The 21,017-nt window shown below is 71.9% G+C and carries 22 protein-coding genes and 1 pseudogene; 16 read left to right on the top strand and 7 right to left on the bottom strand.

The window, feature by feature from the left end:
* Positions 1 to 111 precede the first annotated feature (111 nt).
* The 7 genes and pseudogenes from ACT53R_RS13225 (at position 112) to ACT53R_RS13195 (ending at position 4,993) form a co-directional block, all read left to right on the top strand.
* Positions 112 to 1,473 (top strand): AMP-binding protein, encoded by a 1,362-nt coding sequence (locus tag ACT53R_RS13225; protein ID WP_476172350.1) that lies wholly within the window; start codon positions 112 to 114, stop codon positions 1,471 to 1,473.
* A 53-nt stretch (positions 1,474 to 1,526) separates the two neighbouring features.
* Positions 1,527 to 1,739: a DUF350 domain-containing protein gene (locus tag ACT53R_RS13220; protein ID WP_476172349.1), complete on the top strand. Its 213-nt coding sequence runs from the start codon at positions 1,527 to 1,529 to the stop codon at positions 1,737 to 1,739.
* Positions 1,740 to 1,741: 2 nt separating this feature from the next.
* Positions 1,742 to 2,524 (top strand): DUF4178 domain-containing protein, encoded by a 783-nt coding sequence (locus tag ACT53R_RS13215; protein ID WP_476172348.1) that lies wholly within the window; start codon positions 1,742 to 1,744, stop codon positions 2,522 to 2,524.
* Complete coding sequence (locus ACT53R_RS13210; protein WP_476172347.1) at positions 2,521 to 4,035, top strand: polyamine aminopropyltransferase; 1,515 nt, start codon at positions 2,521 to 2,523, stop codon at positions 4,033 to 4,035. The genes ACT53R_RS13215 and ACT53R_RS13210 overlap by 4 nt, the downstream gene beginning before the upstream one ends.
* An 80-nt stretch (positions 4,036 to 4,115) precedes the next feature.
* Positions 4,116 to 4,529 carry a hypothetical protein gene (locus tag ACT53R_RS13205; RefSeq protein WP_476172346.1) on the top strand — a complete coding sequence of 138 codons (414 nt, stop codon included), beginning with the start codon at positions 4,116 to 4,118 and terminating at the stop codon, positions 4,527 to 4,529.
* Between the two features lie 194 nt (positions 4,530 to 4,723).
* Positions 4,724 to 4,847, top strand: a pseudogene (locus ACT53R_RS13200) (GlsB/YeaQ/YmgE family stress response membrane protein); the annotation flags it as partial.
* Between the two features lie 23 nt (positions 4,848 to 4,870).
* Positions 4,871 to 4,993: a GlsB/YeaQ/YmgE family stress response membrane protein gene (locus tag ACT53R_RS13195; RefSeq protein WP_476172365.1), complete on the top strand. Its 123-nt coding sequence runs from the start codon at positions 4,871 to 4,873 to the stop codon at positions 4,991 to 4,993.
* Positions 4,994 to 5,061: 68 nt separating this feature from the next.
* On the opposite strand, the gene xth is transcribed toward ACT53R_RS13195, so the two are convergent.
* The 6 genes from xth to ACT53R_RS13165 all read right to left on the bottom strand — a co-directional run bounded on the left by xth (position 5,062) and on the right by ACT53R_RS13165 (position 11,812).
* The gene (gene xth, locus ACT53R_RS13190; RefSeq protein ID WP_476172345.1) at positions 5,062 to 5,835 is read right to left on the bottom strand and encodes an exodeoxyribonuclease III; all 774 of its coding nucleotides are present in this window, start codon (positions 5,833 to 5,835) and stop codon (positions 5,062 to 5,064) included.
* Between the two features lie 55 nt (positions 5,836 to 5,890).
* Positions 5,891 to 7,060 (bottom strand): phenylacetate--CoA ligase family protein, encoded by a 1,170-nt coding sequence (locus tag ACT53R_RS13185; RefSeq protein WP_476172344.1) that lies wholly within the window; start codon positions 7,058 to 7,060, stop codon positions 5,891 to 5,893.
* A complete protein-coding gene (locus ACT53R_RS13180; RefSeq protein WP_476172343.1) occupies positions 7,057 to 7,974 on the bottom strand; it encodes a glycosyltransferase family 2 protein in 918 nt (305 codons plus the stop codon). The genes ACT53R_RS13185 and ACT53R_RS13180 overlap by 4 nt, the downstream gene beginning before the upstream one ends.
* Positions 7,971 to 9,176 (bottom strand): hypothetical protein, encoded by a 1,206-nt coding sequence (locus tag ACT53R_RS13175; protein ID WP_476172342.1) that lies wholly within the window; start codon positions 9,174 to 9,176, stop codon positions 7,971 to 7,973. The genes ACT53R_RS13180 and ACT53R_RS13175 overlap by 4 nt, the downstream gene beginning before the upstream one ends.
* Before the next feature lie 23 nt (positions 9,177 to 9,199).
* Complete coding sequence (locus tag ACT53R_RS13170; RefSeq protein ID WP_476172341.1) at positions 9,200 to 10,015, bottom strand: hypothetical protein; 816 nt, start codon at positions 10,013 to 10,015, stop codon at positions 9,200 to 9,202.
* A gap of 366 nt (positions 10,016 to 10,381) precedes the next feature.
* On the bottom strand, positions 10,382 to 11,812 hold the full coding sequence (locus ACT53R_RS13165; protein WP_476172340.1) for a coniferyl aldehyde dehydrogenase: 1,431 nt from the start codon (positions 11,810 to 11,812) through the stop codon (positions 10,382 to 10,384).
* A 29-nt stretch (positions 11,813 to 11,841) separates the two neighbouring features.
* On the opposite strand from ACT53R_RS13165, the gene ACT53R_RS13160 reads away from it, so the two are divergent.
* The 4 genes from ACT53R_RS13160 to ACT53R_RS13145 are packed head-to-tail and all read left to right on the top strand — an operon-like array spanning position 11,842 to position 15,041.
* Positions 11,842 to 12,411 (top strand): gamma carbonic anhydrase family protein, encoded by a 570-nt coding sequence (locus ACT53R_RS13160; RefSeq protein WP_476172339.1) that lies wholly within the window; start codon positions 11,842 to 11,844, stop codon positions 12,409 to 12,411.
* Between the two features lie 10 nt (positions 12,412 to 12,421).
* Entirely contained in the window at positions 12,422 to 13,417 is a 996-nt protein-coding gene (locus tag ACT53R_RS13155) for a DUF2157 domain-containing protein (protein WP_476172338.1), read from the top strand.
* A complete protein-coding gene (locus ACT53R_RS13150; protein WP_476172337.1) occupies positions 13,414 to 14,484 on the top strand; it encodes a DUF4401 domain-containing protein in 1,071 nt (356 codons plus the stop codon). The genes ACT53R_RS13155 and ACT53R_RS13150 overlap by 4 nt, the downstream gene beginning before the upstream one ends.
* Positions 14,481 to 15,041 (top strand): GDYXXLXY domain-containing protein, encoded by a 561-nt coding sequence (locus ACT53R_RS13145; RefSeq protein ID WP_476172336.1) that lies wholly within the window; start codon positions 14,481 to 14,483, stop codon positions 15,039 to 15,041. The genes ACT53R_RS13150 and ACT53R_RS13145 overlap by 4 nt, the downstream gene beginning before the upstream one ends.
* 16 nt (positions 15,042 to 15,057) lie before the next feature.
* Here the strand turns inward: ACT53R_RS13145 and ACT53R_RS13140 are convergent, their stop codons facing one another.
* Entirely contained in the window at positions 15,058 to 15,312 is a 255-nt protein-coding gene (locus ACT53R_RS13140) for a YkgJ family cysteine cluster protein (RefSeq protein WP_476172335.1), read from the bottom strand.
* 180 nt (positions 15,313 to 15,492) lie between these two features.
* Here ACT53R_RS13140 and ACT53R_RS13135 point away from each other — a divergent pair, with 180 nt between their 5' ends.
* From ACT53R_RS13135 to ACT53R_RS13115, 5 genes are read left to right on the top strand one after another with little or no spacing between them, the layout of a single operon-like run.
* Positions 15,493 to 16,191, top strand: a complete 699-nt coding sequence (locus ACT53R_RS13135; protein ID WP_476172334.1) for an RDD family protein — start codon at positions 15,493 to 15,495, stop codon at positions 16,189 to 16,191.
* Between the two features lie 11 nt (positions 16,192 to 16,202).
* Positions 16,203 to 17,228: a stage II sporulation protein M gene (locus tag ACT53R_RS13130; RefSeq protein ID WP_476172364.1), complete on the top strand. Its 1,026-nt coding sequence runs from the start codon at positions 16,203 to 16,205 to the stop codon at positions 17,226 to 17,228.
* A complete protein-coding gene (locus ACT53R_RS13125) occupies positions 17,218 to 18,873 on the top strand; it encodes a DUF4129 domain-containing protein (RefSeq protein ID WP_476172333.1) in 1,656 nt (551 codons plus the stop codon). The genes ACT53R_RS13130 and ACT53R_RS13125 overlap by 11 nt, the downstream gene beginning before the upstream one ends.
* Complete coding sequence (locus tag ACT53R_RS13120) at positions 18,870 to 20,015, top strand: DUF4350 domain-containing protein (protein WP_476172332.1); 1,146 nt, start codon at positions 18,870 to 18,872, stop codon at positions 20,013 to 20,015. The genes ACT53R_RS13125 and ACT53R_RS13120 overlap by 4 nt, the downstream gene beginning before the upstream one ends.
* On the top strand, positions 20,012 to 21,010 hold the full coding sequence (locus tag ACT53R_RS13115; RefSeq protein ID WP_476172331.1) for an AAA family ATPase: 999 nt from the start codon (positions 20,012 to 20,014) through the stop codon (positions 21,008 to 21,010). The genes ACT53R_RS13120 and ACT53R_RS13115 overlap by 4 nt, the downstream gene beginning before the upstream one ends.
* Positions 21,011 to 21,017 lie beyond the last annotated feature (7 nt).

Below are 21,017 nucleotides of genomic sequence, written 5' to 3'. Positions count from 1 at the left end.
TCGGTTTGGGGCTTCCGGGCTGCCCAGCGTAAGCTACGACCGGGGCGGCGCAGTGCGCCGGAGTACGGGTTCCAAACCCCCGCATCGCGGGTGGCGGGAGTGACGAAGACGATGTCGGCAGCGATCGATCCACCGGCCCCCGGGGCGAGCGCCGGCCTGCGCCTGCCGCTGGCGGAGGGACCCGGATCGCGCATCGTGGTGTTCGACGGCCACGGCCGCATCCCGCTGGACGTCTTCCTGGCCGAGGTCCGCGGTGTCGCCGCGGGGCTTCCCGAAGCCGCCTGCGTGGTGAACCTCTGCGAGGACCGCTACCGGTTCCTCGTCGCCTTCTGCGCCGCCGCCATGCGCGGCATGACCACGCTGCTGCCGCCGTCGCGCACCCCGGCGGCGATCGAAGAGGTGCTCGCCCAGTACCCGGACAGCCTCTGCGTGTCCGACGTGCGCCTCGCGCCGGCACCGCCGCGCCTGCACGCGCTGCCCGAGCGCCTGCCGCGCCTGCCCGGCCCGTCGCCGACGGTGGCCGCCGGCGCGATCGCGCTGGTCGCGTTCACCTCCGGCAGCACCGGCAAACCCAAGCCCAACCCGAAGACCTGGGCCGCGTTGCGCATCAGCACCGCGCAGAACCTCGCCGCGCTCGACCACCTGCGGGCGGAGGCGGGAGACGCGCAGCCGATCGTCGCCACCGTGCCGCCGCAGCACATGTACGGCATGGAGCTGTCGGTGCTGCTGCCGCTGCTCGCACCGGCGTCGGTGCATGGCGGTCGGCCGTTCTTTCCCGAGGACGTCGCCCGCGCCGTGCGCGAGGCCGGCGATCCGCCGCTGCTGGTCACCACGCCGGTGCACCTGCGTGCGCTGGTCGAATCGCAGGTGGCGCTGCCGCCGCTGGCCGGCATCGTCACCGCCACCGCGCCGCTGCCGCAGGCGCTGGCCGCTGCCGCCGAGCAGCGCTTCGGCTGCGAGGTGCGCGAGATGTTCGGCTCCACCGAGACCTGCGTGATCGCCGTGCGCCGCACTGCGCGCGACGCCGCCTGGCGCTGCCTGCCCGGCGTGCGCCTGCAGCCGCAGCCGGACGGCACGCTGGTGCATGCCGCGCACCTGCCGGTGCCGATGCCGCTGGCCGATCTGGTCGAACTCCGCGGCGAGGACGGCTTCGTCCTCTGCGGCCGGCAGTCGGACCTGCTGGAGATCGCCGGCAAGCGCGCCTCGCTGGGCGACCTCACCCGGCGCCTGCAATCCGTGCCCGGCGTGCTCGACGGCGTGGTCCTGCAGCTCGATGCCTGCGACGTCACCGGCGTGGCGCGCATCGCCGCAGTGGCGGTCGCGCCGGGGCTGGACGAGGCCGCGATCCTCGCCGCCCTGCGCGACGCCGTGGACCCGGTGTTCCTGCCGCGTCGGCTGCGGCTGGTCGATGCCCTGCCCCGCAACGAGACCGGCAAGCTGCCGCGCGACGCGCTGCTGCGCCTGCTGGCCTGACCATTCTCGCCGCGCGCGCCGCTGCGCCGGCCCCGATCTTCCCGGAGCTTTCCATGCCGCACGGCCTCGTCGTCTTCCTGCTCTCGCTGGCCTACGCCGGCGCCGGTTCGTTGCTGCTGTGGCTGGGCTACCGGCTGTTCGACCGGCTCACGCCCGGCGACATGCACGCCAAGATCTTCGAGGAAGGCAACGTCGCGGTGGCCGTGCTCGCCGGCGCGTTCGTGCTGGGGCTGTCGATCGTGATCGCGGCCAGCCTCGTCGGCTGAGCATGACCGCCCCCTTCGACCTGCTGCGCGTCGGCGACGGGCTGTGCATCGATGCCGTCGAGTACGTCGCCACCGGGCACCTGACCCTGCGCACGAGCGACGGCGACGAATGGCGCGAATGGCTGCTCGTCCCGCGCGGCGTCGCGCCGGCGGAGGCCGTGCGCAGCGAACGTCACCGCTGGCTGAGCCGCGAGCCGGGCGAAGGTCTGCGCCTGTGGACGCCGATCGCGTTGCCGCCGGCGCTCGACCCGGCGCGGCTCAAGCCAGGCCAAAGCCAGCGCTTCCGCGACCGCGACTACCGCGTGGAAGAACGCTACCGCTTCCACGCCACCGCGATGTTCGGCGACGTCGGCGGCGACGCCTCGCCGCAGGAGGCGTTCGACGGCGTCGACCTGCGCGGCGGGTCGCTGCAACTGTCGATCGAGTGGAACGCGCGCAGTACCGACGCCACCCTCGGCCGGCAGGTCGGCAGCCACGAACTGATCCGGTGGTCGCGCGAGGCCGGCGGCAAGTTCGCCGAGCGCGTCGGTGCCGCCGCGACGCGCAAGGCGACTGCCGCACGCACGTTCGACAAGCAGAACCCCACGTCCTTCTTCACCGCCGACGCCACGCTCTGGCAATGGGTCGCCGGCGCCGTGATGGTGGTGCTGGTCGTCGCGCTGGAAAGCTGCGACGACGACTGCGAGCAGCGCCGGAACCCGGCCACCGGCCAGTACGAGACGTATTGCGACGACGGCATGCGCTCCGGCGGACACCGCAACTTCGGCAGCTGGGGCGGCAAGTGAACGCGCTGCCGGCGCCGGGCCGGCTGGGCATCGCGGTGGTGCTCACCGCGGCCGCGGCGATCGTGTACGAACTGCTGATCGGCACGCTGTCGACCTATCTCAACGGCGACAGCGCGCTGCAATTCTCGCTGACCATCGGCACCTTCCTCGCCGCGATGGGCACCGGCGCGTTCGTCGCGCGCGAAGTCGGCGATGACGCGCTGCCGCGGCTGCTGCGCATCGAGATCGCGGTGGCGCTGCTCGGCGGCTTCGGCGGCCTGCTGCTGTACGCCGCGAACGAACTGCTGCCCGACGGTTACCTCGCCTGCATGGTCGCGCTGGTGGCGGCCATCGGCCACCTCGTCGGCATGGAGCTGCCGATGCTGGCCGAACTGCTGCGTCGCGCGGGTGGCTGGCGCAACGCCTTCGCCGGTGCGTTGTCGCTGGACTACTTCGGTTCGCTGATCGGCTCGCTCGCCTTTCCTTTCGTGCTGCTGCCGACGTTCGGCGCGGTGAAGACCGCGCTGCTGACCGGCGTGGTCAACCTCGCGGCGGTGTGGCTGCTGTCGTCGGGCAGCGCTGCGCCCGGGCTGCGCGGTCCGCGTCGTGCCGCGCTCGTCGCGCTGGTGCTGCTGATCGCCGGTCTCGTCGGCGCCAACCGTATCGTGTCCGGCTTCGAGGAGCGGCTGTACCGCGACCAGGTGCTGCACGCCGAGACCACGCGCTTCCAGCGCATCGTCGTCACCCGCTTCCGCGACGACCTGCGGCTGTATTCCGATCGCGAGCTGCAGTTCTCCAGCCGCGACGAATACCGCTACCACGAGGCGCTGGTGCATCCGCTGCTGGCGGCGGTGCGGCATCCCGAGCAGGTGCTGATCGTCGGCGGCGGCGACGGCCTTGCCGTGCGCGAAGTGCTGAAGGACCGGCGCGTGCTCGGGGTGACGCTGGTCGACATCGATCCGGCGATGACCGCGCTGGCGCGCGACTTCGCGCCGATCGTCGCGCTCAACCACAACGCGCTGGCCGATCCGCGCGTGCGGGTGGTGAACGCCGACGGCTACCGCTTCCTGCTGCACGATGCGCGCACCTACGACGCGGTGGTGCTGGATCTGCCCGATCCGCGCACCGAGGCCATCGCGCGGCTGTATTCTCGCGAGTTCTACACGCGCCTGCTGTCGCGGCTGCGCCCCGACGGCGTGCTGGTGACGCAGGCGAGTTCGCCGTACTTCACCCGCGAGGCGTTCTGGAGCATCGACGCCACCCTGCGCGCGACGGGGTTGCAGACGCGGCCTTACCGCATCTACGTGCCGTCGTTCGGCGAATGGGGCTTCGTGATGGCGTCGCGGCGGCCGATCGACTGGCCCGGCCTGCGCCTGGCGCTGCCGCGGCGCTGGCTGACGCGCGCGATCCTCGACGACGCGGCGACGTTCGATGCCGACACCGCGCCGACCGCGGACGCGCCGGTCAGCACCTTCGAATCGCCGGCGGCGTGGCGGCTGTACCGCCGGCGCGTGCGCTACTGGAAGGACTGACGCCGCGTCGCGACCGCACGCCCGCGGGCTGGGCCGGGCGCTATCATCGCCGCGGATTCCCAGCGAGCGGAGACGGCGGCATGAAAGGCGCAGGCGGCACCCCGGGCGGCATCGGACAGTTCTTCCTCGGCCTGATGGCCGCCGTCGCCGGCGGCTGGCTGCTCACCAACCAGGTGCAGGTGACGTCGGGCGGCTACTGGTCGTTGTGGGGTTACAACGGCTTCGGCCTGTCGCTGATCCCGTTCGTCATCGGCACCGGGATGATCTTCTTCAACGGCAAGTCGATCCTCGGCTGGCTGCTGCTCGCCGCGGGGCTGGTGATCGTGTTCGTCGGCATCCTGTCGAACCTGCAGATCTATTTCCGCTCCACCAGCCTGTTCAACACGCTGCTGATGCTGGCGCTGCTCGCCGGCGGCCTGGGTGCGATGGCGCGCGCGCTGCGCAGCGTGCCCGCGGACGACGGAAGCGGCGCACGCCCGCGCGACGGCGGCTGAGGCGCACGCGCGGGTCGTGCACGGCGCCCGGGCGTTCGTGCGCGACGCGGTGAGAAAATCGAGAAAGTGGCGGATTTTCCGCCGTTCCCCCGGGTTTCCGTCGCCCGCCTGAACGATTCCGGCGCTGGCGCCGCGCTGCTCCGTCAGTGGCTTACAACGTGCGCACCTTCACCACGCACGTTCGGAGCACGCACATGAACCTCATCATCTGGCTGATCGTCGGCGGCATCATCGGCTGGCTCGCCAGCATCCTCATGCGTCGCGACGCGCAGCAGGGCATCCTGCTGAACATCGTCGTCGGCATCGTCGGCTCCTTCCTCGGCGGTTACCTGCTCGCGCCGATGCTGCATTCCGGTACCGCCAACACCGGCGACTTCTCGCTGCCGGGCCTGCTCGCCTCGCTGGGCGGCGCCGTCATCCTGCTGCTGATCGTCAACCTCATCACCCGCGGCCGCGCACGCTGAGCGTCGCCGTCGCTGCAACGAAAAAGCCCGGCTCCGGCCGGGCTTTTTCATGGGCGCTGCAGAAATGATCAGCCAGCGAATTCGACCCACACCGGCGCATGGTCGCTGGGACGATCCCAGGTGCGCGGCGTGCGGTCGATGTCGGCGGCGCTCGCCTGCGGACGCAGCGCGTCGGAAACCAGCGTGAGGTCGATGCGCAGGCCGAGGTTGCGGCGGAAGCCGGCCTGGCGGTAATCCCACCAGCTGAAGAAGCCGCCTTCGGCGTGATGCAGGCGGTAGGCGTCGTGCAGGCCGAGATCGAGCAGCCGTTGCAGCGCCGCGCGCTCTGCGGTGGAGGTGAGGATGCTGGCGTCGTTCCAGATTTCGGGATCGTGCACGTCGCGATCGTCGGGCGCGATGTTGAAGTCGCCCATCACCACCAGCTTCGGATGCGCCTTCAGTTCGTCCGCCAGCCAGCCGTGCACGGCATCGAGCCAGCGCAGCTTGTAGTCGTACTTCTCGGTGCCCACGTCCTGGCCGTTGACCACGTACAGGTTGACCACGCGCACGCCGTCGACGGTGGCCGCGATCGCGCGGCGCTGCGCATCGTCGAAGCCGGGAATGCCGATGGTCACGTCCTCCAGCGCGCGATCGCGCGCCAGCAGCGCGACGCCGTTGTAGGTCTTCTGCCCGGCGAACACGCTGCGGTAGCCGAGCCCCGCCAGCACCGCGTCGGGGAAGCGGTTGTCCTCGAGCTTGGTTTCCTGCAACCCGACCACGTCCGGCCGCGCCTCCGCCAGCCATTGTTCGAGATGCGGCAGGCGCACGTTGAGCGAATTGACGTTCCAGCTGGCGATTTTCATGCGGCGCAGTGTAGCGGGATCGCCCGGCGTCGCGCAGCCGCGCGCCGGCGCATGCTCAGCGTCGCAGGTCGACGATCGCCGGGGTCTTGGCGGTCGCCGGATCGAGGTGCAGCGCGTCGGGCGCGACGATGCGCACGGCGATCGCGCCGGCGTCGGCGCTGCGCCGGAACAGGCGTTCCAGCTGCGCGGTGACGCGGGCGCGGAAGGCCTCGTCACCGGCGGTCAGCAGCACCGCGACGCAGTCGCGGCTGCCCTCGTCGGTCGACAGCAGCAGCTGCCAGGGTTCGGCGCCTTCCAGCAGTGCGGCGACGGTGTCGAGGTCGTAGGCCAGTTCGTCGAAATGGAAGGAGCGGCCGTCGCGGCCGCGCAGTTCCAGATGGCGCCTGCCGTCGATGTCGACATGGCGGCCGACGTCGCCGGACCGGTAGCGGAACAGCGGGAATCGCCGCCGGTAGCCGTTGCTGATCGCGAGCGCGCCGTAGCCGTCGGCATCGGGGTCCAGCACTTCGACCACGACGCCGGGCAGCGTCTCGAACACGCCGGGCCGGCGGGTCGCGTCGGACCATGCCCAGATGCCGCTTTCCGCGCTGCCGAACAGCGACCACACCTGGCGCGTGCCCAGCGTGTCGCGCAACAGGCCGAGCGTGCCCGCGCGCAGGACTTCGCCGCCGTACAGCAGTTGCGGGATGTCGAGCGCGATGCCGCGTTCGGCGAGGTAGTGCGCCAGCAGCGCCAGCTTCGACGGCGTGCCCAGCACGTGCGTGGGTGCGAAGCGCCGTGCGGCGGCGAGCATGTCCGCGTACGGCGCATGCGCGCTGAGCGGAAGCGACGTGGCGTCGCAGCGTTCGAGCAGGTCGTCGAAGATCGCGGCGGTGCGATACAGGTCCGAGTAGCCGAAGACGTTCAGCGCGATCGTGCCCGGGCCGAACACCCCGGCCGCGCGCAATCGCGCCGCAAGCGCGGCGCGTTGCGCATGGTTCTCGGCGATGTCGACCGGAAAGACCAGCGGCGCCTGGGTACTGCCCCCGGAACGCACCAGGTAGACGCCCTGCGGCTCGTCGCGCAGCGAGAAGCCCTGCAACGCCGGCAGCAGCACCTGCTTGTCGATCGCGGGCGCGTCGTCGATGCCGGTGGCGTCGCGATACGCCTCGCGATAGAACGGATGCGCGCGCGCGGCCTCGAAACAGGCGTGCAGCACCTCGCGATCGGCGTCGGTCGCGCTCATGCGGGTATGCCGACGCGCGCGAGCAGTGCGCGGTGATGATCGAGGAAGGCGTGCCGCTGCGCCGCGTCGGGCAAGGTCGCCATCGCATGGTCGCGCCAGCGTGCGGCCAGCATCGTCGCCAGCCGACGGTCGTCGGCGTCGTCGCTGTCGACGTAGCGCAGCACCGTCGGCGGCGGCGGCAGCGCACGCCAGTCGGACGCGGTGCGATGCGAGAGACTGCCGGCGAGGATCCGGAACCGGATCAGCGGCGATGCGATCAGTCCCGCGCGGCCGCCCTGCGCGACGATCGCCTTCAGCGCGCGATACCAGAAATCGATGCCTTCGCCGAGCCGCGCTTCGGTGTGGTAGCGCAGGTCGCCCAGCCAGTGGCGGCGGACCGCGACATTGCTGGCGCGGCCCATCACGAACGCGGGATGGCCGGCGGCGCGCAGCGGTGCCGGCAGCAGAAAGGTGTCGTCGTCGAGCGCGTGCAGCGCGTCGTCGAGCGTGCCCGGTTCGGGAAAGCATTCGTCGTGCGGCGCACTGTCGTAGCCCAGCACGGCGAGTGCGAAATCGTGCCCGCGCATGCGTTCGCCGATGACCTGCAGCGCATCTGCGCGGTAGCGATCGTCGGCATCGAGGAAACTCACGATCTCGCCACGCGCACGCGCCAGCCCGGCGTTGCGCGCGGCGCCGGGGCCGACGTTGCGCGGCAGCGCCAGCACCTCGATCGCGCAGTCGCGCAGCGCGTGCGCATGCGACGCCAGCGCGTCGCGCGCGACCGCGAGGCTGTCGTCGGTGCTGGCATCGTCGACCAGCACCAGCTGGTCCGGTGGCTGCGTCTGTTCCGCCAGCGAGGCAAGGGTGTCGGCGATGTGGTCGCGCTTGTCGTGCAGCGGAATGACGACGGTATGGCGCAGCGCCGATGCGCTCATGTCCGCACCAGCGCCGGATGCAGCCGGCCGCGCTGCTGGTGCAGGTTGATCACGCGCTCGTCCGAACTGCGGAACACGCCGGGGCCGTGACTCTCGCCGTCGCGGCACAACTGCATGCCGACCAGATGCACGGTCTCGCCGGTGTCCGGTGCCACGAAATCATGCTGCTCGACGTACTGCTGGAACACGAAGTCCGGCCACTGCGTCCGCACCAGCGTGCGCCAGGTATCCGCGTCGCAGGCGTCGCGCACGCAGGCGTCGACGCCGCGGCCGCCGCTGTTGCGCTTGGCGATGAAGTTCCCGGGCCGCGACAGCAGCGCGTCGGCGTCGGCCTCGCAGGCCGGTGCCCAGGTCGGGATCAGGTACGGCCGCAATGCGGCGTATTCGTCGGCAGACAGACAGTCGCGCATGATCGCCGCGTCGTCCAGCACCGCCAGCACGCGCTTGTCGTGGACCAGGATCAGCGTGCGCACGTCGTTGACGCAGATGCGGGCGGCGATCAGCGCGGCGAGTGCATCTTCGCGGAAGCCCGGCAACTCGCTGCGATCCAGCTCGAGGAACGCGCGACGTAGCGGAACGCCGTCGATCGCCGGCCGGCCCTGCACGACCTCCACCCGCGACGGCGTGGCGTCGACGAAGGCCACGCCGCGCGCTTCCAGCGGCGCGCGCAGGCCGAAGATCTCGGTGCCGGGCTCGCGGTCGTGCAGCACCGCCACGGTGTCGCCGGGCACGAGCCCGTCCAGCAGCGCGGGCAGGAACGTCGCCAGTTCCGGCGGCGGATGCAGCCCGTGCCGCGCGCCGTCGGCGGCGAACGCACGCGCCGCGAACGCGCTCACCATCCAGCCGTTGAGCGGATAGCGCGCGCCGATCTCGCAGATCCGCGGATGGCCATCGCGGTCGTAGACGAAGTCCGGCCGCGTGCAGCCGACGCGGTAGGGCGTCCCGCGCGCCAGGTGCAGGATGCGTTCCAGCGCTTCGGGCAGCCGGTAGTGCGCGCGGATCCGCGCGTCGTCGAAGTAGCGGGCGACGATCGCGCGGAACGCCGCGTCCAGCAGCCGTGCGAGCCGGTGCAGTTCCGCCGGATGCGAGGGCGACACCGTCACCGGCACCCGCGAGAACTGCGCCACCGGCACCGGCGCACCGGTCGCGTCGTCGTCGGCGCAGGCCAGCGCGCAGGCGCCGAACGCGATCGATGCGGTCATGCCGGATTCCCTGCCGTGCGCGCTCAGGCCGCGGTTTCCAGCGGCGCCGGGAACAGCGCCTCCATCGCCGCCGCCTTGCGTTGCAGGTAGGCGACGACGATGTCCGCGATCGGATACTCCTCGATCCGCACGCCCGTGGCCGCGATGTAATGGCCGATGGCATCGCGCGCATGGAAGAAGTGGTTCTTCTCGGTCGGCCCGCAGTGCACGCTGATCCAGGCGAGCGTGCGCGTGCAGTCGCGTTCGTCGAACCCCAGGTCCTCGCGCAGCCAGCGCCGGAACAGCGGCAGGATGAACTCGACCTCGCCGTGGGTGTAGATCTCGTGCACCAGCGTGGTCAGCAACGCCATGAACAGGTCGTCCTCGCGCAGCGAATTGGCGTCCTTCCAGGCCTTGAACGCCTTGGCCTCGGGGTGGTTGTGGCGGTGCGACAGCCACAGGTCGTCGCCGACGATGCCGGTGGCCATCTCGTAGAACAGCTGGGAATGCAGGATGCGATGGGTGACCGCCAGATCCTCGTCGAGGATGCGGTCGAGGCTGACGATCGTGCGCAGCAGCGCGGCTTCGTCGCGGACGCCACGGCCTTCGCGCGCGAACAGCGACAGCCGGTTGCCGATGCCGGCCACCGTCACCGCGCTGTTGTTGGTCTGGCTCCAGCTGTGGAAGAAATCGCGCAGTGTGTCGGGCTCGTGCCGGCCCGAGGTCAGGCGCCGGAATGCGCCTTCGATCGCCGCCAGTCGCTGCGGCTGCGCGGAGAAGCCGCGGATCAGTTCCTGCTGCATGTGGGAGACCGGCAATGCATCCAGCACCGGCATGACGATGTCGCGAAGACCGTTCATGGGACCATGGACTCCTTGTCCACGGGGCGAGCGGAAACGCGGGCTGCGCGTTCGCGAACGCTCGGGAATCCGTGCCCGGCCTTCCCTTGCCGCCGTCGCGTGCGTTCGCCCCTGGGCCGCATCCGACGACGTGTGCCGGGCCATCCGCATGCGCGGATGCAAGACGCGACCTGCGTTCCCGACGCGCGTCTTATAGCACGTTCGTCGCGTGTGTCGAATGCGTGCAAGATGCGGTCATCGCGCACGCATCTTCGCGTGTCGTCGCATCGATCGCGTCAGCGACGGGCGATGCGATAGGACGATTGAATCGGCGTGCAGCCGTTCGTGCGTTGCGCGGAGACGTCGAACGCGCAGATCACGCCGTCGTCACTTCGCGCCGGCCAGCCAGCGCACCAGCCTGTCGACCTTGCCGCGATAGGGCGGCTTGATCAGGTCGGTGGCGTTCCAGCGCGCCTGCCACAGCACCGGCATCGGTTTGGTGAACGCATCGAAGCCGGCGCGGCCGTGGTACTGGCCCATGCCGCTGGGGCCGATGCCGCCGAACGGCAGGTCGGCCGCGGCGAAGTGCAGCAGCGTGTCGTTGACGGTGACGCCGCCGGCGACGAGCCGCCCGAGGATGCGTTCGACCGTGCCGCGGTCGCGGCTGAAGGGATACAGCGCCAGCGGCCGGTCGTGCGACTCGACGTAGGCCAGCGCCTCGTCCAGCGACGCGTAGCCGCGGATCGGCAGCAGCGGGCCGAAGATCTCTTCCTGCATCACCGTCGCGTCGTCGCCCGGGTCCAGGATCAGCGTCGGCGGCAGCAGGCGTTCGGCATCGGCGCGCGCCGCGTCGACGCCGGCCAGCTCGACCACGTCGAGGCCGCGGGCGCGGGCGTCGTCGACATGGCCGCGCAGGCGGCGGTATTGCCCGTCGTTGACCACGCGGGTGTAGTCGCCGGCGTTGGCCATGTCCGCGCCGTAGCGTTCGTGCACCTGCGCGCGCAGTGCTTCGACCAGCGCATCGCGGCGCGCGGCGTCGATCAGCACGTAGTCCGGCGCGATGCAGGTCTGGCCGCCGTTGAACCACTTGCCGGTCGCCAGCCGCGCGGCGGCCTGCTCGATCGGGAAATCCGCGGCGACGATCGCCGGCGACTTGCCGCCGAGTTCCAGCGTGAGCGGGGTGAGGTGCGGTGCGGCCGCGGCCATCACCTTGCGCCCGACCGCGGTCGACCCGGTGAACACGAGGTGGTCGAACGGCAGTCCGGAGAACGCGGCGCCCACGTCCGCGCCGCCGATCGCGACCGCGACGCGATCGGCCGGGAACACGTCGGCCAGCAGCGCACGCAGCCATTCGCTGGTGCGCGGCGTGTGCTCCGACGGTTTCAGGAACACGTGGTTGCCGGCGGCGATCGCGGTCGCCAGCGGCACCAGTGCGAGGTTCACCGGATAGTTCCACGGCGACATCACGCCGACCACGCCCACGGCCTCGCGTCGCACCTGCGCGCGTGCCGGCCACAGCCGCCAGCCCACCGCGGCGCGCTGCGGTCGCATCCAGCGCCGCAGGTGGCGGCGCAGGTGGTCGATCTCGGCGAGTACGGTCATGCCGTCGGCGACCAGTGTCTCGTGTTCGGAACGATGGCCGAAATCGGCCTGCACCGCCTTCGTCATCTCGCCCATCCGCGCCTTGAACGCGGCCTTCAGCCGATCGAGGTCGGCCATGCGCTGCGCGCGGTCGGGCCGCTGCGCGCGCCATGCGGCGCGCAGGCGGTCGAGGGTGGCGTCGAGCGTCGGAACGGGGTCGGGGGCGGCGGTATCCATGCGGCGGAGTGTAGTGCTTAAATGCGGCCATGACCGATCAAACCAGCACGCCTGCCAGCCCCGCCGTCCGCCCCTATCTCCACCACGTGCCGACGCTCGGCGCCCGCGTCTACGTTGATCCCGCGTCGGTCGTCATCGGCGACGTCGTGCTGGGCGAGGACACCTCGGTGTGGCCGATGGTCGCGATCCGTGGCGACGTGAATTTCGTCCGCATCGGCGACCGCACCAACCTCCAGGACGGCACCATCGTCCACGTCAGCCACGACGGCCCGCACGCCAAGCTCGGCGGCTTCGCCACCCGCATCGGCAGCGATGTCACCATCGGCCACAAGGCGATCATCCACGCCTGCACCATCGAGGACGCCGTGCTCATCGGCATGGGCGCGATCGTGCTCGACGGCGCGGTGGTGCGGAAGCACGCCCTCGTCGGCGCCGGCGCGCTGGTGCCGCCGGGCAAGGTCGTCGGCGAAGGCGAGATGTGGCTCGGCAGCCCGGCGAAATGCGTGCGCAAGTTGAGCGACGCCGAGATCGAGGCGCTGTACTACTCCGCGCAGCATTACGTGCGGTTGAAGGATCAGTACCTCAACCCGCCGGCATGACGCCACGACCATGACCGACGGCGCGTTGCACCGCTGGCGCGAGACGGCCGCCGACCTGGCGGTGCTGCGCGGCTGGCGGCGCGACGGGCGCATCCCGGCCGGCACTACGACCGGCATCGCCCCCGACGCCGGCCAGTGGCGCAGGTTCCTCGACGCGCTGGCGCTGTGGCTCGGGGTCGCGCTGTGCGCGGCGGCGGCGGTGTGTTTCGTCGCCGCCAACTGGGACGCGATGGGCCGCTTCGCGCGGCTCGGCGTGATGGAGGCGGCGCTGGTGGCCGTGACGCTCGCCGCGTGGCGGCTGGGCATCGCGCGGCCGGCCGGGCAGGCCGCGCTGGCGCTGGCGACAGTGCTGCTGGGCGGCCTGCTGGCGGTGGTCGGCCAGACCTACCAGACCGGTGCCGATACTTGGGAACTGTTCGCGCTGTGGACCGCGCTGGCGCTGCCGTGGACGCTGGCCGCGCGCAACACCGCGCAGTGGCTGGGCTGGGCGCTGCTGCTGAATCTGGCCGTCGGCCTGCGCCTGGGCCTGCGGACCGCCGACCTGTGGCTGCCCGAGGCCGGCGTCGCGCTGCCGCTGGGGCTGCTGGATCTTGCGCTGGCGGCCGCGTGGGCCGCCGTGGCGTGGCGGCGTCCCGACCTTGCCGGGCCGCTGGGCGCGCGGCAGCTCGCCGTCGCCGCGATCGGCCTGCTGAGCTGGTCGGCGATGCTGCACATCGTCGAGGCGCCCCGCGACATGCCGTTCGCCATCCGCGCGCTGACCGTGACGACCTGGGCCGCGGCGACGCTGGCCGTCGGTGCCGTTGCGCTGCGCGGACGCCGCGACGTCCCGCTGCTGGCGATGCTGATGCTGGGCGCGATCGGCGTGGTCACCTGCGCGCTGGGGAAAGTGCTGCTGGAGGACCATCCCTGGAGCGGCCTGTATCTCGTGATGGGGCTCGCGGTGATGACGCAGGCCACGCTGGCCGTGGTCGCGCTGCGGCGGCTCGCGCACGGGAGCGGCGCATGAGCACGCCAGCGCGCGAAACACGACTGTGGGCGCGCCTGCGCGAGGCCGGGCAGGCGACCGGCGACGCGCCGGCGCATGCCGACACGCCGTGGTATCTGGCGCTGCTGTCCGGCGTGGCGGCGTGGGTGGCGGCGGTGTTTCTGTTCGTGTTCGTCGTCGACGGCCTGCACTGGTACCGCGAGCAATCGGGGGCGATGTTCGGTTTGGGCGCGGCCAGTGCCGCATTCGCGCTGGCGGCGATGCATCGGGCGCGCGGGCGCGTCTTCGTCGAGCAACTGGCGGTCGCGCTCAGCCTCGGCGGGCAACTGATGATGGGGCTCGGACTGGATCAGACCTATGTCCGGATGTTCGGCAGTGCGCAGACGCCCTGGCTGTGGATTGCGGTCGCGGCCATCGCGCTGGCGATGCATGCGCTGGGCCGGTTGCCGCTGCACCGGTTCCTGTGCGGCGGCATCTTCGCGGTGGGCATCTTGGGCGCCTGCAGCGCTGGCACTCCGGCGCTGCGGGTCTTGCCCGCGCCGTTGCTCGCCTGGCTGGCGCTGGCCGCGTGGTGGCGCAGTGAAGCCCGCGATCGTCTCGCGTCGGAGCTGTCGCCGCTGGCGTGGGCGCTCAGCCTGATGGCGCTGCCGGCCGCGAGTTTCGTCGATCTCGACAGCTGGCGTTTCGAAGACCTCGGCGCGTGGGGCCCATGGCTGCGTCCGCTCGGCGAAGCCCTGATGGTGCCGCTGCTGCCGGTGGGCGTGTTCTGGCTGCTGCGGCGTCAGGCGGAGGTTGCGCCGCGGACGCGGAGGTTGCTGGTGGCGCTTTCGCTGGTGCTGGCGCTCGCCTGCTTGCATGTGCCGGGGGTGACGCTGGCGACGACGCTGGCGCTGGTCGGATTCGCGTTGCACCGGCCGGTGCTGCTGGTCGTCGGCCTGTGCGGCATCGGCGCCCGTCTGCTGCAGTACTACTTCCAGCTGGACACGACGCTGCTGGAGAAATCCGGCTGGCTGCTCGTCGCCGGCGTGGTGCTGCTCCTGGCGCGCTTCGCGGCGCGGCGTGCGTTGCCGGTGGAGGCGACGTCATGAGCCGGCTGCGCAACGTGCTGCTCTGGGTCGGCTTGCTGCTGGCGCTGGTCGTGGTCAACCACGGCGTGGTGAAACGCGAACGCATCCTCGCCGAGGGTCGCCCGCTGCTGCTGGAGCTCGCGCCGGTCGATCCGCGCGCGCTGATGCAGGGCGACTACATGGCGCTGAGTTATGCAGCCGAGCGCGATGTCCTCGTCGCCGTCGGCCACGACCCGGGCACGAACGGCGCTTGGGCCCTGCGCCAGATGGGGGCGTTCGGAATGCATTGCGGGCGTGACGGCTGCCACGACGGCTTCGCCGTCTTCGCGGTCGATGCCGAGGGCGTCGGTCGTTTCCTGCGCGTGCAGCCGGCGCCGCGGCCGGTCGCCGCCGGCGAGGTCGCGGTTCGCTTCCGCGAGCGCGACTGGTTCGAGATCCGCATCGCCGGCAACGCGTGGTTCTTCCCGGAAGGCCAGGGCGATCGCTACGCGCCGGCGCATTACGGCGAACTGCGGGTCGACGCCGACGGCACCGCGCTGCTGGTCGGCCTTCGCGACGACAAGCGCAAGCCGCTTTGATCCGCTCGCGTGACCGTCACGGCCGCGTCGCCGCCTCCAGCAGGTCGAGCAGCGACAGCGCCTCCTCGCGCGTGGCGCCGCACATGCCGGGTTCGGGTTGCAGCGTGCCGCAGAAGCCGGGGCGCTCGGGCCGGCCGAACAGGCGGCAGCCGAAGGCGTCGTCCAGATGCACGCACGGCATGCCCGCGGGCTTGCCGTGGGGCATGCCGGGCAGGGGCGTGGCGATCGAAGGCGCGATGCAGCAGGCGCCGCAGCCGGGTCGGCAGTCCATGGGCGCTCGGGTTCGGAGGGCGGCCGCCAGTGTGACCGAACGCGCGGAAAACGGTCGCAGCCGCGGCCCGGCACGGTAGAGTAGGCGCCGCATGCGACGAGCGAAGACGGGATCCGGGAAGGACGGGATGGCGGCGACAGACGGGGACAACGGGATGCGGGCGGGAGTCCCGCGCATCCGATGAGGGTTGCCGTGCCGCTGCTGGACACCGTGCGTCCGGTCTACACGCCCGAGGGCGTGGCCCTGCGCCTCCCGGCCGCCGGCCCGGTGCCGCGCGCGCTGGCCTGGCTGATCGACAGCGCCGTGCGCATGGCGATCCTCACCGTGGTGTCGACCGTGCTGGCCGTGTTCGGCAACGCGGGCTTCGGGCTGTATCTCATCGTCTACTTCGTGGTGTTCTGGGGCTATCCGATCCTGTGCGAGACGCTGTGGGACGGGCAGACCCCGGGCAAGCGCGCGCTGGAGCTGCGGGTGATCGCCGAGGACGGCGCCCCGATCGGCTGGCTGGCGTCGATCGTGCGCAACCTGCTGCGGACCGTGGACATGCTGCCGTTCGGCTATGGCGCCGGGCTGGTGGCGAGCTTCGCCGATCCCTGGGGTCGGCGGCTGGGCGACATGGTCGCGCGCACCATGGTGGTGCACGCGCCGCGCGACCGCATGCCGCTGCGTCCGCCGGTGGAAGGCGCGCAGGCGCCGCAGCAGCCGCTGCAACCGCAGGAGCAGGCGGCGGTGATCGCGTTCGCCGATCGCGCGCCGCTGCTCACCCAGGAACGTCGCGAGGAACTGGCCGACATCGCCGCGCCGGCGGTCGGCACCGGCGGCGCGATCGGGGTGCTGCGCCTGCAGGCCGTCGCCAACTGGCTGCTGGGGCGCACATGAAGCACGCGGTCATGCGCCAGGAGGCGTTCATCGCCCGGCATCACGAGGAATGGGACGCCTTCGAGGCCTGGCTGGTCTCCCGCGGCGACAGCCCGCGCGATGCGCGCGCCACCCAGTCGAAGTGGACCGGCCTGCGCGACGAGGACATGCCGGCGCGCTACCGCCGCCTCTGCCAGCAGCTGGCGCTGGCGCGCAGCCGCGGCTACGGGCCGCAGGTGGTGGAACGCCTCCAGGGCCTGACCCAGCGCGGCCACGCGGTGTTCTACCGCGCCGCGCCGCCGCAGTGGCGGCGTGCGCTCGAGTTCTTCCTCGCCGAATTCCCGCGCCTGGTGCGCGCGCAGCGCGGCTGCCTGCTGGCGGCGTTCCTGCTGTTCGCGGTGCCGCTGGCCGGGTCGTTCGTGGCGGTGCAGATGCAGCCGGAACTGGTCTACACGGTGATGTCGCCCGAGCAGGCCGAGCAGATGGAGCAGATGTACGACCCGGCCGATCCCGAGCGCCGGCTCGGCCGCGAGAGCGGCGAAGACCTGACGATGTTCGGCTTCTACATCATGAACAACGTCGGCATCGCCCTGCGCACGTTCGCCAGCGGGCTGATCTTCGCGGTCGGCAGCGTGTACGTGCTGATCATGAACGGGCTGATGATCGGCGGCACCGCCGGGCACCTGCAGGCGGTGGGCCACGGCGACCCGTTCTGGCGGTTCGTCGCCGGCCATTCGGCGCCGGAGTTGACGGCGATCGTGCTGGCCGGCGCGGCCGGGCTGCGGCTGGGGCTGGCACTGGTGGCGCCGGGCCGCCGCCGCCGGGTCGATGCCCTGATCGAGGCCGGCCAGGTCGGCGCGAAGCTGTGCCTGGGCATCTTCGCGATGCTGGTGTTCGCGGCGTTCGTGGAGGCGTTCTGGTCGTCGATCGGCTGGATCCCGGCGGCGGTGAAGTTCGGCGTCGGCGGCACGCTGTGGAGCCTGACCCTGCTGTGGCTGGGACTGGGCGGCCGCGGCACGCCGACCGTCCGCGTGGCGGAGGCCGCCGATGCGGCTTGAGTCGCTCACCGTCGAGCTGCGCCCACGTTCGCCGTGGGAGGCGATGGAGCTGGGCACCGCGCTGGTGCGACGCCACGCCGCCGTGGTCTGGGGCGCGTGGCTGGTCGTCACCGGCCTGGTGTTCGCGCTGCTGAACCTCGCCGCCTGGTCGATCGGCCACCTGTGGCTGGCGTTCCTGCTGATGTGGTGGCTGCGGCCGGTGTTCGACCGCATCCCGCTGTACGTGCTGTCGCGGGCGGTGTTCGGCGCCGCGCCGCGCGTCGGCGAGACCCTGCGCGCGCAGCTGCGCTGGGGCTGGCGGCCGATGCTCGGGCACCTCACCTGGCGGCGGCTCAGTCCGATGCGCGCGGCGACGCTGCCCGTGGACCTGCTGGAAGGCGCCGACCGCAAGCGCCTGCCGGAACGCCGGCGGGTGATCGCCGGCGGCGTGGGCGGGCCGGCGATGCTGCTGATCTCGGCTTGCGCGCTGTTCGTGCTGTCGCTGGAACTGTCGCTGCTGGGGCTGACGCTGCTGTTCGTGCCGGACCAGATGGTGCCGCAGATCGCCCAGGACCTGATGGCGGATTTCAGCAAGGGCATCCCGCCGTGGGCGCAGTTCGCGCTGAACCTCGTCGACTGGCTGGCGGTGGCGTTCGTCGAGCCGTTCCACATCGGCGCCGGTTTCGGCCTGTACCTCAATCGCCGCACGCAGCTGGAAGCCTGGGATCTGGAGATCGCCTTCCGGCGCATGCGTCGCCGGCTGGAAAGCGCGGCCACCACTGCGGGCGCGCTGCTGCTCGCGCTGGCGCTGCTGCTGCCGATGGCATGGCCCGCGCAGGCCGCCGACCCGAACCTCTGCCCCGATGCGCCGAAGCTGGCCGCGACGCCCGCGAAACCGCCGGCGAAGAAGCCCGCCGACAAGCTCGCGAAGGAGGCCAAGGCCGCCGCCGAGGCCGCCGCGGACGAGGACTCCCGGCCCGAGTTCGACACGCGCATGCTGGAGCAGATCTTCGGCGAGGACACGGTGGACCACCGCAGCTTCGACCGCGCGGCGGCGAAGGCCTACTGCGATCCGCTGCTGCGACCGAAGTTGACGCGCACGACCTGGCAGCGGCGTGACCGCGAGGAGACGCCGAAGGAAGAAGAGCCCCGGCAGGCGCCGTCCTGGATGAAAGGCCTGTCCGCCCTGGCCGGTTTCCTGGTCGAGAACGCGCTGTGGCTGCTGCTGGGCGTGCTGCTGGTGGTGCTGTTCGTCACCCGCCACCGCTGGTGGCCCTGGCTGGCCGCGGCCACGGCGATGCCCGAGCCCGAGCCGCCGCCGGTGGACACGCACGCCCTGGCCGAAGCCGAACCGCTGCCGCCCGACGTGGCCACCGTCGCCCGCCGGCTGTGGGCCGAGGGCCAGCCGCGGCGCGCATTGGCCCTGCTGTACCGCGCCAGCGTCGAGGCCATGGTCGCGCGCATCGACGCCCACCCGCCGCCGGGCGCCACCGAAGCCGACTGCCTGCGCCTGTCGCGCCGTCTGCCCGAGGCCGAGGACCGCGAGGCGTTCCAGCGCATGGTCCGGGTCTGGCAGTACGCCGCCTACGGCCACACCCTGCCCGGCGCCGAGGAGTTCGAGCTCCTCGTCGGCACGCTGGCGCAACGCTTCCGGTGGGCCGCATGAGCCGCGGCACGCAGACGCTGCGCATCGGCCTGGTCGCGCTGCTCGTGGCCGGGCTGATCGCGCTGTTCACGTGGTGGTGGCTGCACACCTTCGAGCGCGTCACCGACACCATCGACCTGCCGCCGAAGGGCGAGGCCGCCTACAACCCGCTGTACGCGCTCAAGCACAGCCTGATCGCCGAGGGCCGCAAGGTCGACGCGCGCCAGCGCATCGACCGCGAAGGCCATCCGCTGGCGCCGGCGGACACGATGCTGCTGCTGGGCGATCCGCGCACGCTGGGCGAGGACGACGTGCAGGCGCTGCTGGCCTGGGTATCCGAAGGCGGGCACCTGGTCATGCGCACGCCGCCGCCGGGCATCGTGCTCAACGCCGCCGAGGTGCCGCTGCTGTCGGACCTCGGCATCGTCGCGATGGACGCGGACCCGCTCTGCCACGGCCTGCAGGTCGGCAAGGCCGAGCACCACCGCGAGTTCTGCTACGGGCGCCGGTTCTACTTCGACGACGAAGACGCCGAGGTCGCCGCCCTCTGGGGCGACGAGGACAAGGCCGAATACGCCTATGCCCGCGTCCTCCACGGCAAGGGCAGCGTCGACGTGCTGGCCGACCTCGATTTCTTCCAGAACGGCAGCTTCGACCAGGACGCGCACCCGGCGCTGGCACGCCAGCTGCTGGCGCCCAACTGGAACGCCGGCGGCACCTTCCACCTGATCTACAGCGCCGAGATGCCGTCGCTGTGGGCGCTGCTGTGGGACAAGGGCTGGCGCGCGATCCTGCCGGCCACGCTCGGCCTGCTGCTGTGGCTGTGGATGCGCGCCGAGCGCCTCGGCCCGCTGCGGCCCGCGCCCGCGCCCGATCGTCGCTCGCTGCTGGAGCACGTGCAGTCCAGCGGCGACCACCTGTGGCGCTACGGCCGCCGCAACCTGCTCTACGCCGCCGTGCACGACGCCTTCCTGGCCCGCCTGCGCCGGCGCGATCCGTTCGCCGCCGCGCTCGACGGCCCGGCGCAGATCGAGGCCATCGCCCGCCGCACCGGCCTGCCGGCCGCCGAGGTCGAGGCCGCCCTCCGCTATCCCCGTCCCGGCGACGCCCGCGACTTCGTGTCGCGCATCGCCCGACTCCTGCAACTGAGGAACCGACTATGACCGAACCGACCTCCACCGCGGCCGCGCCGCAGCCCATCGTCGGCGAAGCGCTGGTCGCCCGCGCCGCCGCCGTGCGCGACGAAGTCGCCAAGGCCTTCATCGGCCAGGACGACGTGCTCGACCAGATCCTCATCGTGCTGCTGGCCGGCGGCCACGTGCTGATCGAAGGCGTGCCCGGCCTCGGCAAGACCTTGCTGGTGCGCGCGCTGGGGCAGGCGCTGGGCTGCGGCCACGGCCGCGTGCAGTTCACGCCCGACCTGATGCCCAGCGACGTCAGCGGCCACGCCGTCTACGACCCGAAGACCGAGCGTTTCGCGATCCGCCGCGGCCCGATCTTCACCAACCTGCTGCTGGCCGACGAAATCAACCGCGCGCCGGCGAAGACACAGTCGGCACTGCTGGAGGCGATGCAGGAGCAGCAGGTCACCATCGAAGGCACCAGCCATCCGCTGCCGGCGCCGTTCATGACCCTCGCCACCCAGAATCCGGTCGAGCAGGAAGGCACGTACCCGCTGCCCGAGGCGCAGCTCGACCGCTTCCTGCTGAAGGTGCTGATCGACTATCCCTCGCACGCCGACGAAGTGAGCATGGTGACCGCGGTCGCCGGCGGCCGCGCCGCCGCGCACTTCGACCTGTCGAAGGTCGGCGCGGTGCTGCGCGCCGAGGAGATCGTCGCGATGCAGCTGGGCACCGCGCTGGTGACGGTGGATCCGGCGGTGATCGACTACGCGGTGCGGATCGTGGCGGCGACCCGCAAGTGGCCGGGCATCGCGCTCGGCGCCGGCCCGCGCGGCAGCCTCGCGCTGGTGCGTGCGGCGCGCGCGCAGGCGGTGCTGTCCGGCCGCGACTTCGTCACCCCGGACGACATCCGCAGCATCGCCAAGCCGGCGCTGCGCCACCGCATCGCGCTGTCGCCGGAGATGCAGATCGAAGGCCAGACGCCCGACCAGGTGCTGGACGCACTGCTCGCCAAGGTCGACGCGCCGAGGCAGTGACGCCATC

The organism is Lysobacter sp. DMC104 (genome assembly GCF_056313665.1).
The sequence above is the reverse complement of the archived record's forward strand: the minus strand, read 5'-3'. Positions and strand labels throughout refer to the sequence as shown.

What these genes read in the sequence shown, in the direction of transcription:
- ACT53R_RS13225 (WP_476172350.1), top strand. Translation starts at nt 112, where the DNA reads ATGTCGGCAGCGATCGATCCACCGGCCCCCGGGGCGAGCGCCGGCCTG.
- ACT53R_RS13220 (WP_476172349.1), top strand. Translation starts at nt 1,527, where the DNA reads ATGCCGCACGGCCTCGTCGTCTTCCTGCTCTCGCTGGCCTACGCCGGC.
- ACT53R_RS13215 (WP_476172348.1), top strand. Translation starts at nt 1,742, where the DNA reads ATGACCGCCCCCTTCGACCTGCTGCGCGTCGGCGACGGGCTGTGCATC.
- ACT53R_RS13205 (WP_476172346.1), top strand. Translation starts at nt 4,116, where the DNA reads ATGAAAGGCGCAGGCGGCACCCCGGGCGGCATCGGACAGTTCTTCCTC.
- ACT53R_RS13195 (WP_476172365.1), top strand. Translation starts at nt 4,871, where the DNA reads ATGCTGCATTCCGGTACCGCCAACACCGGCGACTTCTCGCTGCCGGGC.
- xth (WP_476172345.1), bottom strand. Translation starts at nt 5,835, where the DNA reads ATGAAAATCGCCAGCTGGAACGTCAATTCGCTCAACGTGCGCCTGCCG.
- ACT53R_RS13185 (WP_476172344.1), bottom strand. Translation starts at nt 7,060, where the DNA reads ATGAGCGCGACCGACGCCGATCGCGAGGTGCTGCACGCCTGTTTCGAG.
- ACT53R_RS13180 (WP_476172343.1), bottom strand. Translation starts at nt 7,974, where the DNA reads ATGAGCGCATCGGCGCTGCGCCATACCGTCGTCATTCCGCTGCACGAC.
- ACT53R_RS13175 (WP_476172342.1), bottom strand. Translation starts at nt 9,176, where the DNA reads ATGACCGCATCGATCGCGTTCGGCGCCTGCGCGCTGGCCTGCGCCGAC.
- ACT53R_RS13170 (WP_476172341.1), bottom strand. Translation starts at nt 10,015, where the DNA reads ATGAACGGTCTTCGCGACATCGTCATGCCGGTGCTGGATGCATTGCCG.
- ACT53R_RS13165 (WP_476172340.1), bottom strand. Translation starts at nt 11,812, where the DNA reads ATGGATACCGCCGCCCCCGACCCCGTTCCGACGCTCGACGCCACCCTC.
- ACT53R_RS13160 (WP_476172339.1), top strand. Translation starts at nt 11,842, where the DNA reads ATGACCGATCAAACCAGCACGCCTGCCAGCCCCGCCGTCCGCCCCTAT.
- ACT53R_RS13155 (WP_476172338.1), top strand. Translation starts at nt 12,422, where the DNA reads ATGACCGACGGCGCGTTGCACCGCTGGCGCGAGACGGCCGCCGACCTG.
- ACT53R_RS13150 (WP_476172337.1), top strand. Translation starts at nt 13,414, where the DNA reads ATGAGCACGCCAGCGCGCGAAACACGACTGTGGGCGCGCCTGCGCGAG.
- ACT53R_RS13145 (WP_476172336.1), top strand. Translation starts at nt 14,481, where the DNA reads ATGAGCCGGCTGCGCAACGTGCTGCTCTGGGTCGGCTTGCTGCTGGCG.
- ACT53R_RS13140 (WP_476172335.1), bottom strand. Translation starts at nt 15,312, where the DNA reads ATGGACTGCCGACCCGGCTGCGGCGCCTGCTGCATCGCGCCTTCGATC.
- ACT53R_RS13135 (WP_476172334.1), top strand. Translation starts at nt 15,493, where the DNA reads ATGAGGGTTGCCGTGCCGCTGCTGGACACCGTGCGTCCGGTCTACACG.
- ACT53R_RS13130 (WP_476172364.1), top strand. Translation starts at nt 16,203, where the DNA reads ATGCGCCAGGAGGCGTTCATCGCCCGGCATCACGAGGAATGGGACGCC.
- ACT53R_RS13125 (WP_476172333.1), top strand. Translation starts at nt 17,218, where the DNA reads ATGCGGCTTGAGTCGCTCACCGTCGAGCTGCGCCCACGTTCGCCGTGG.
- ACT53R_RS13120 (WP_476172332.1), top strand. Translation starts at nt 18,870, where the DNA reads ATGAGCCGCGGCACGCAGACGCTGCGCATCGGCCTGGTCGCGCTGCTC.
- ACT53R_RS13115 (WP_476172331.1), top strand. Translation starts at nt 20,012, where the DNA reads ATGACCGAACCGACCTCCACCGCGGCCGCGCCGCAGCCCATCGTCGGC.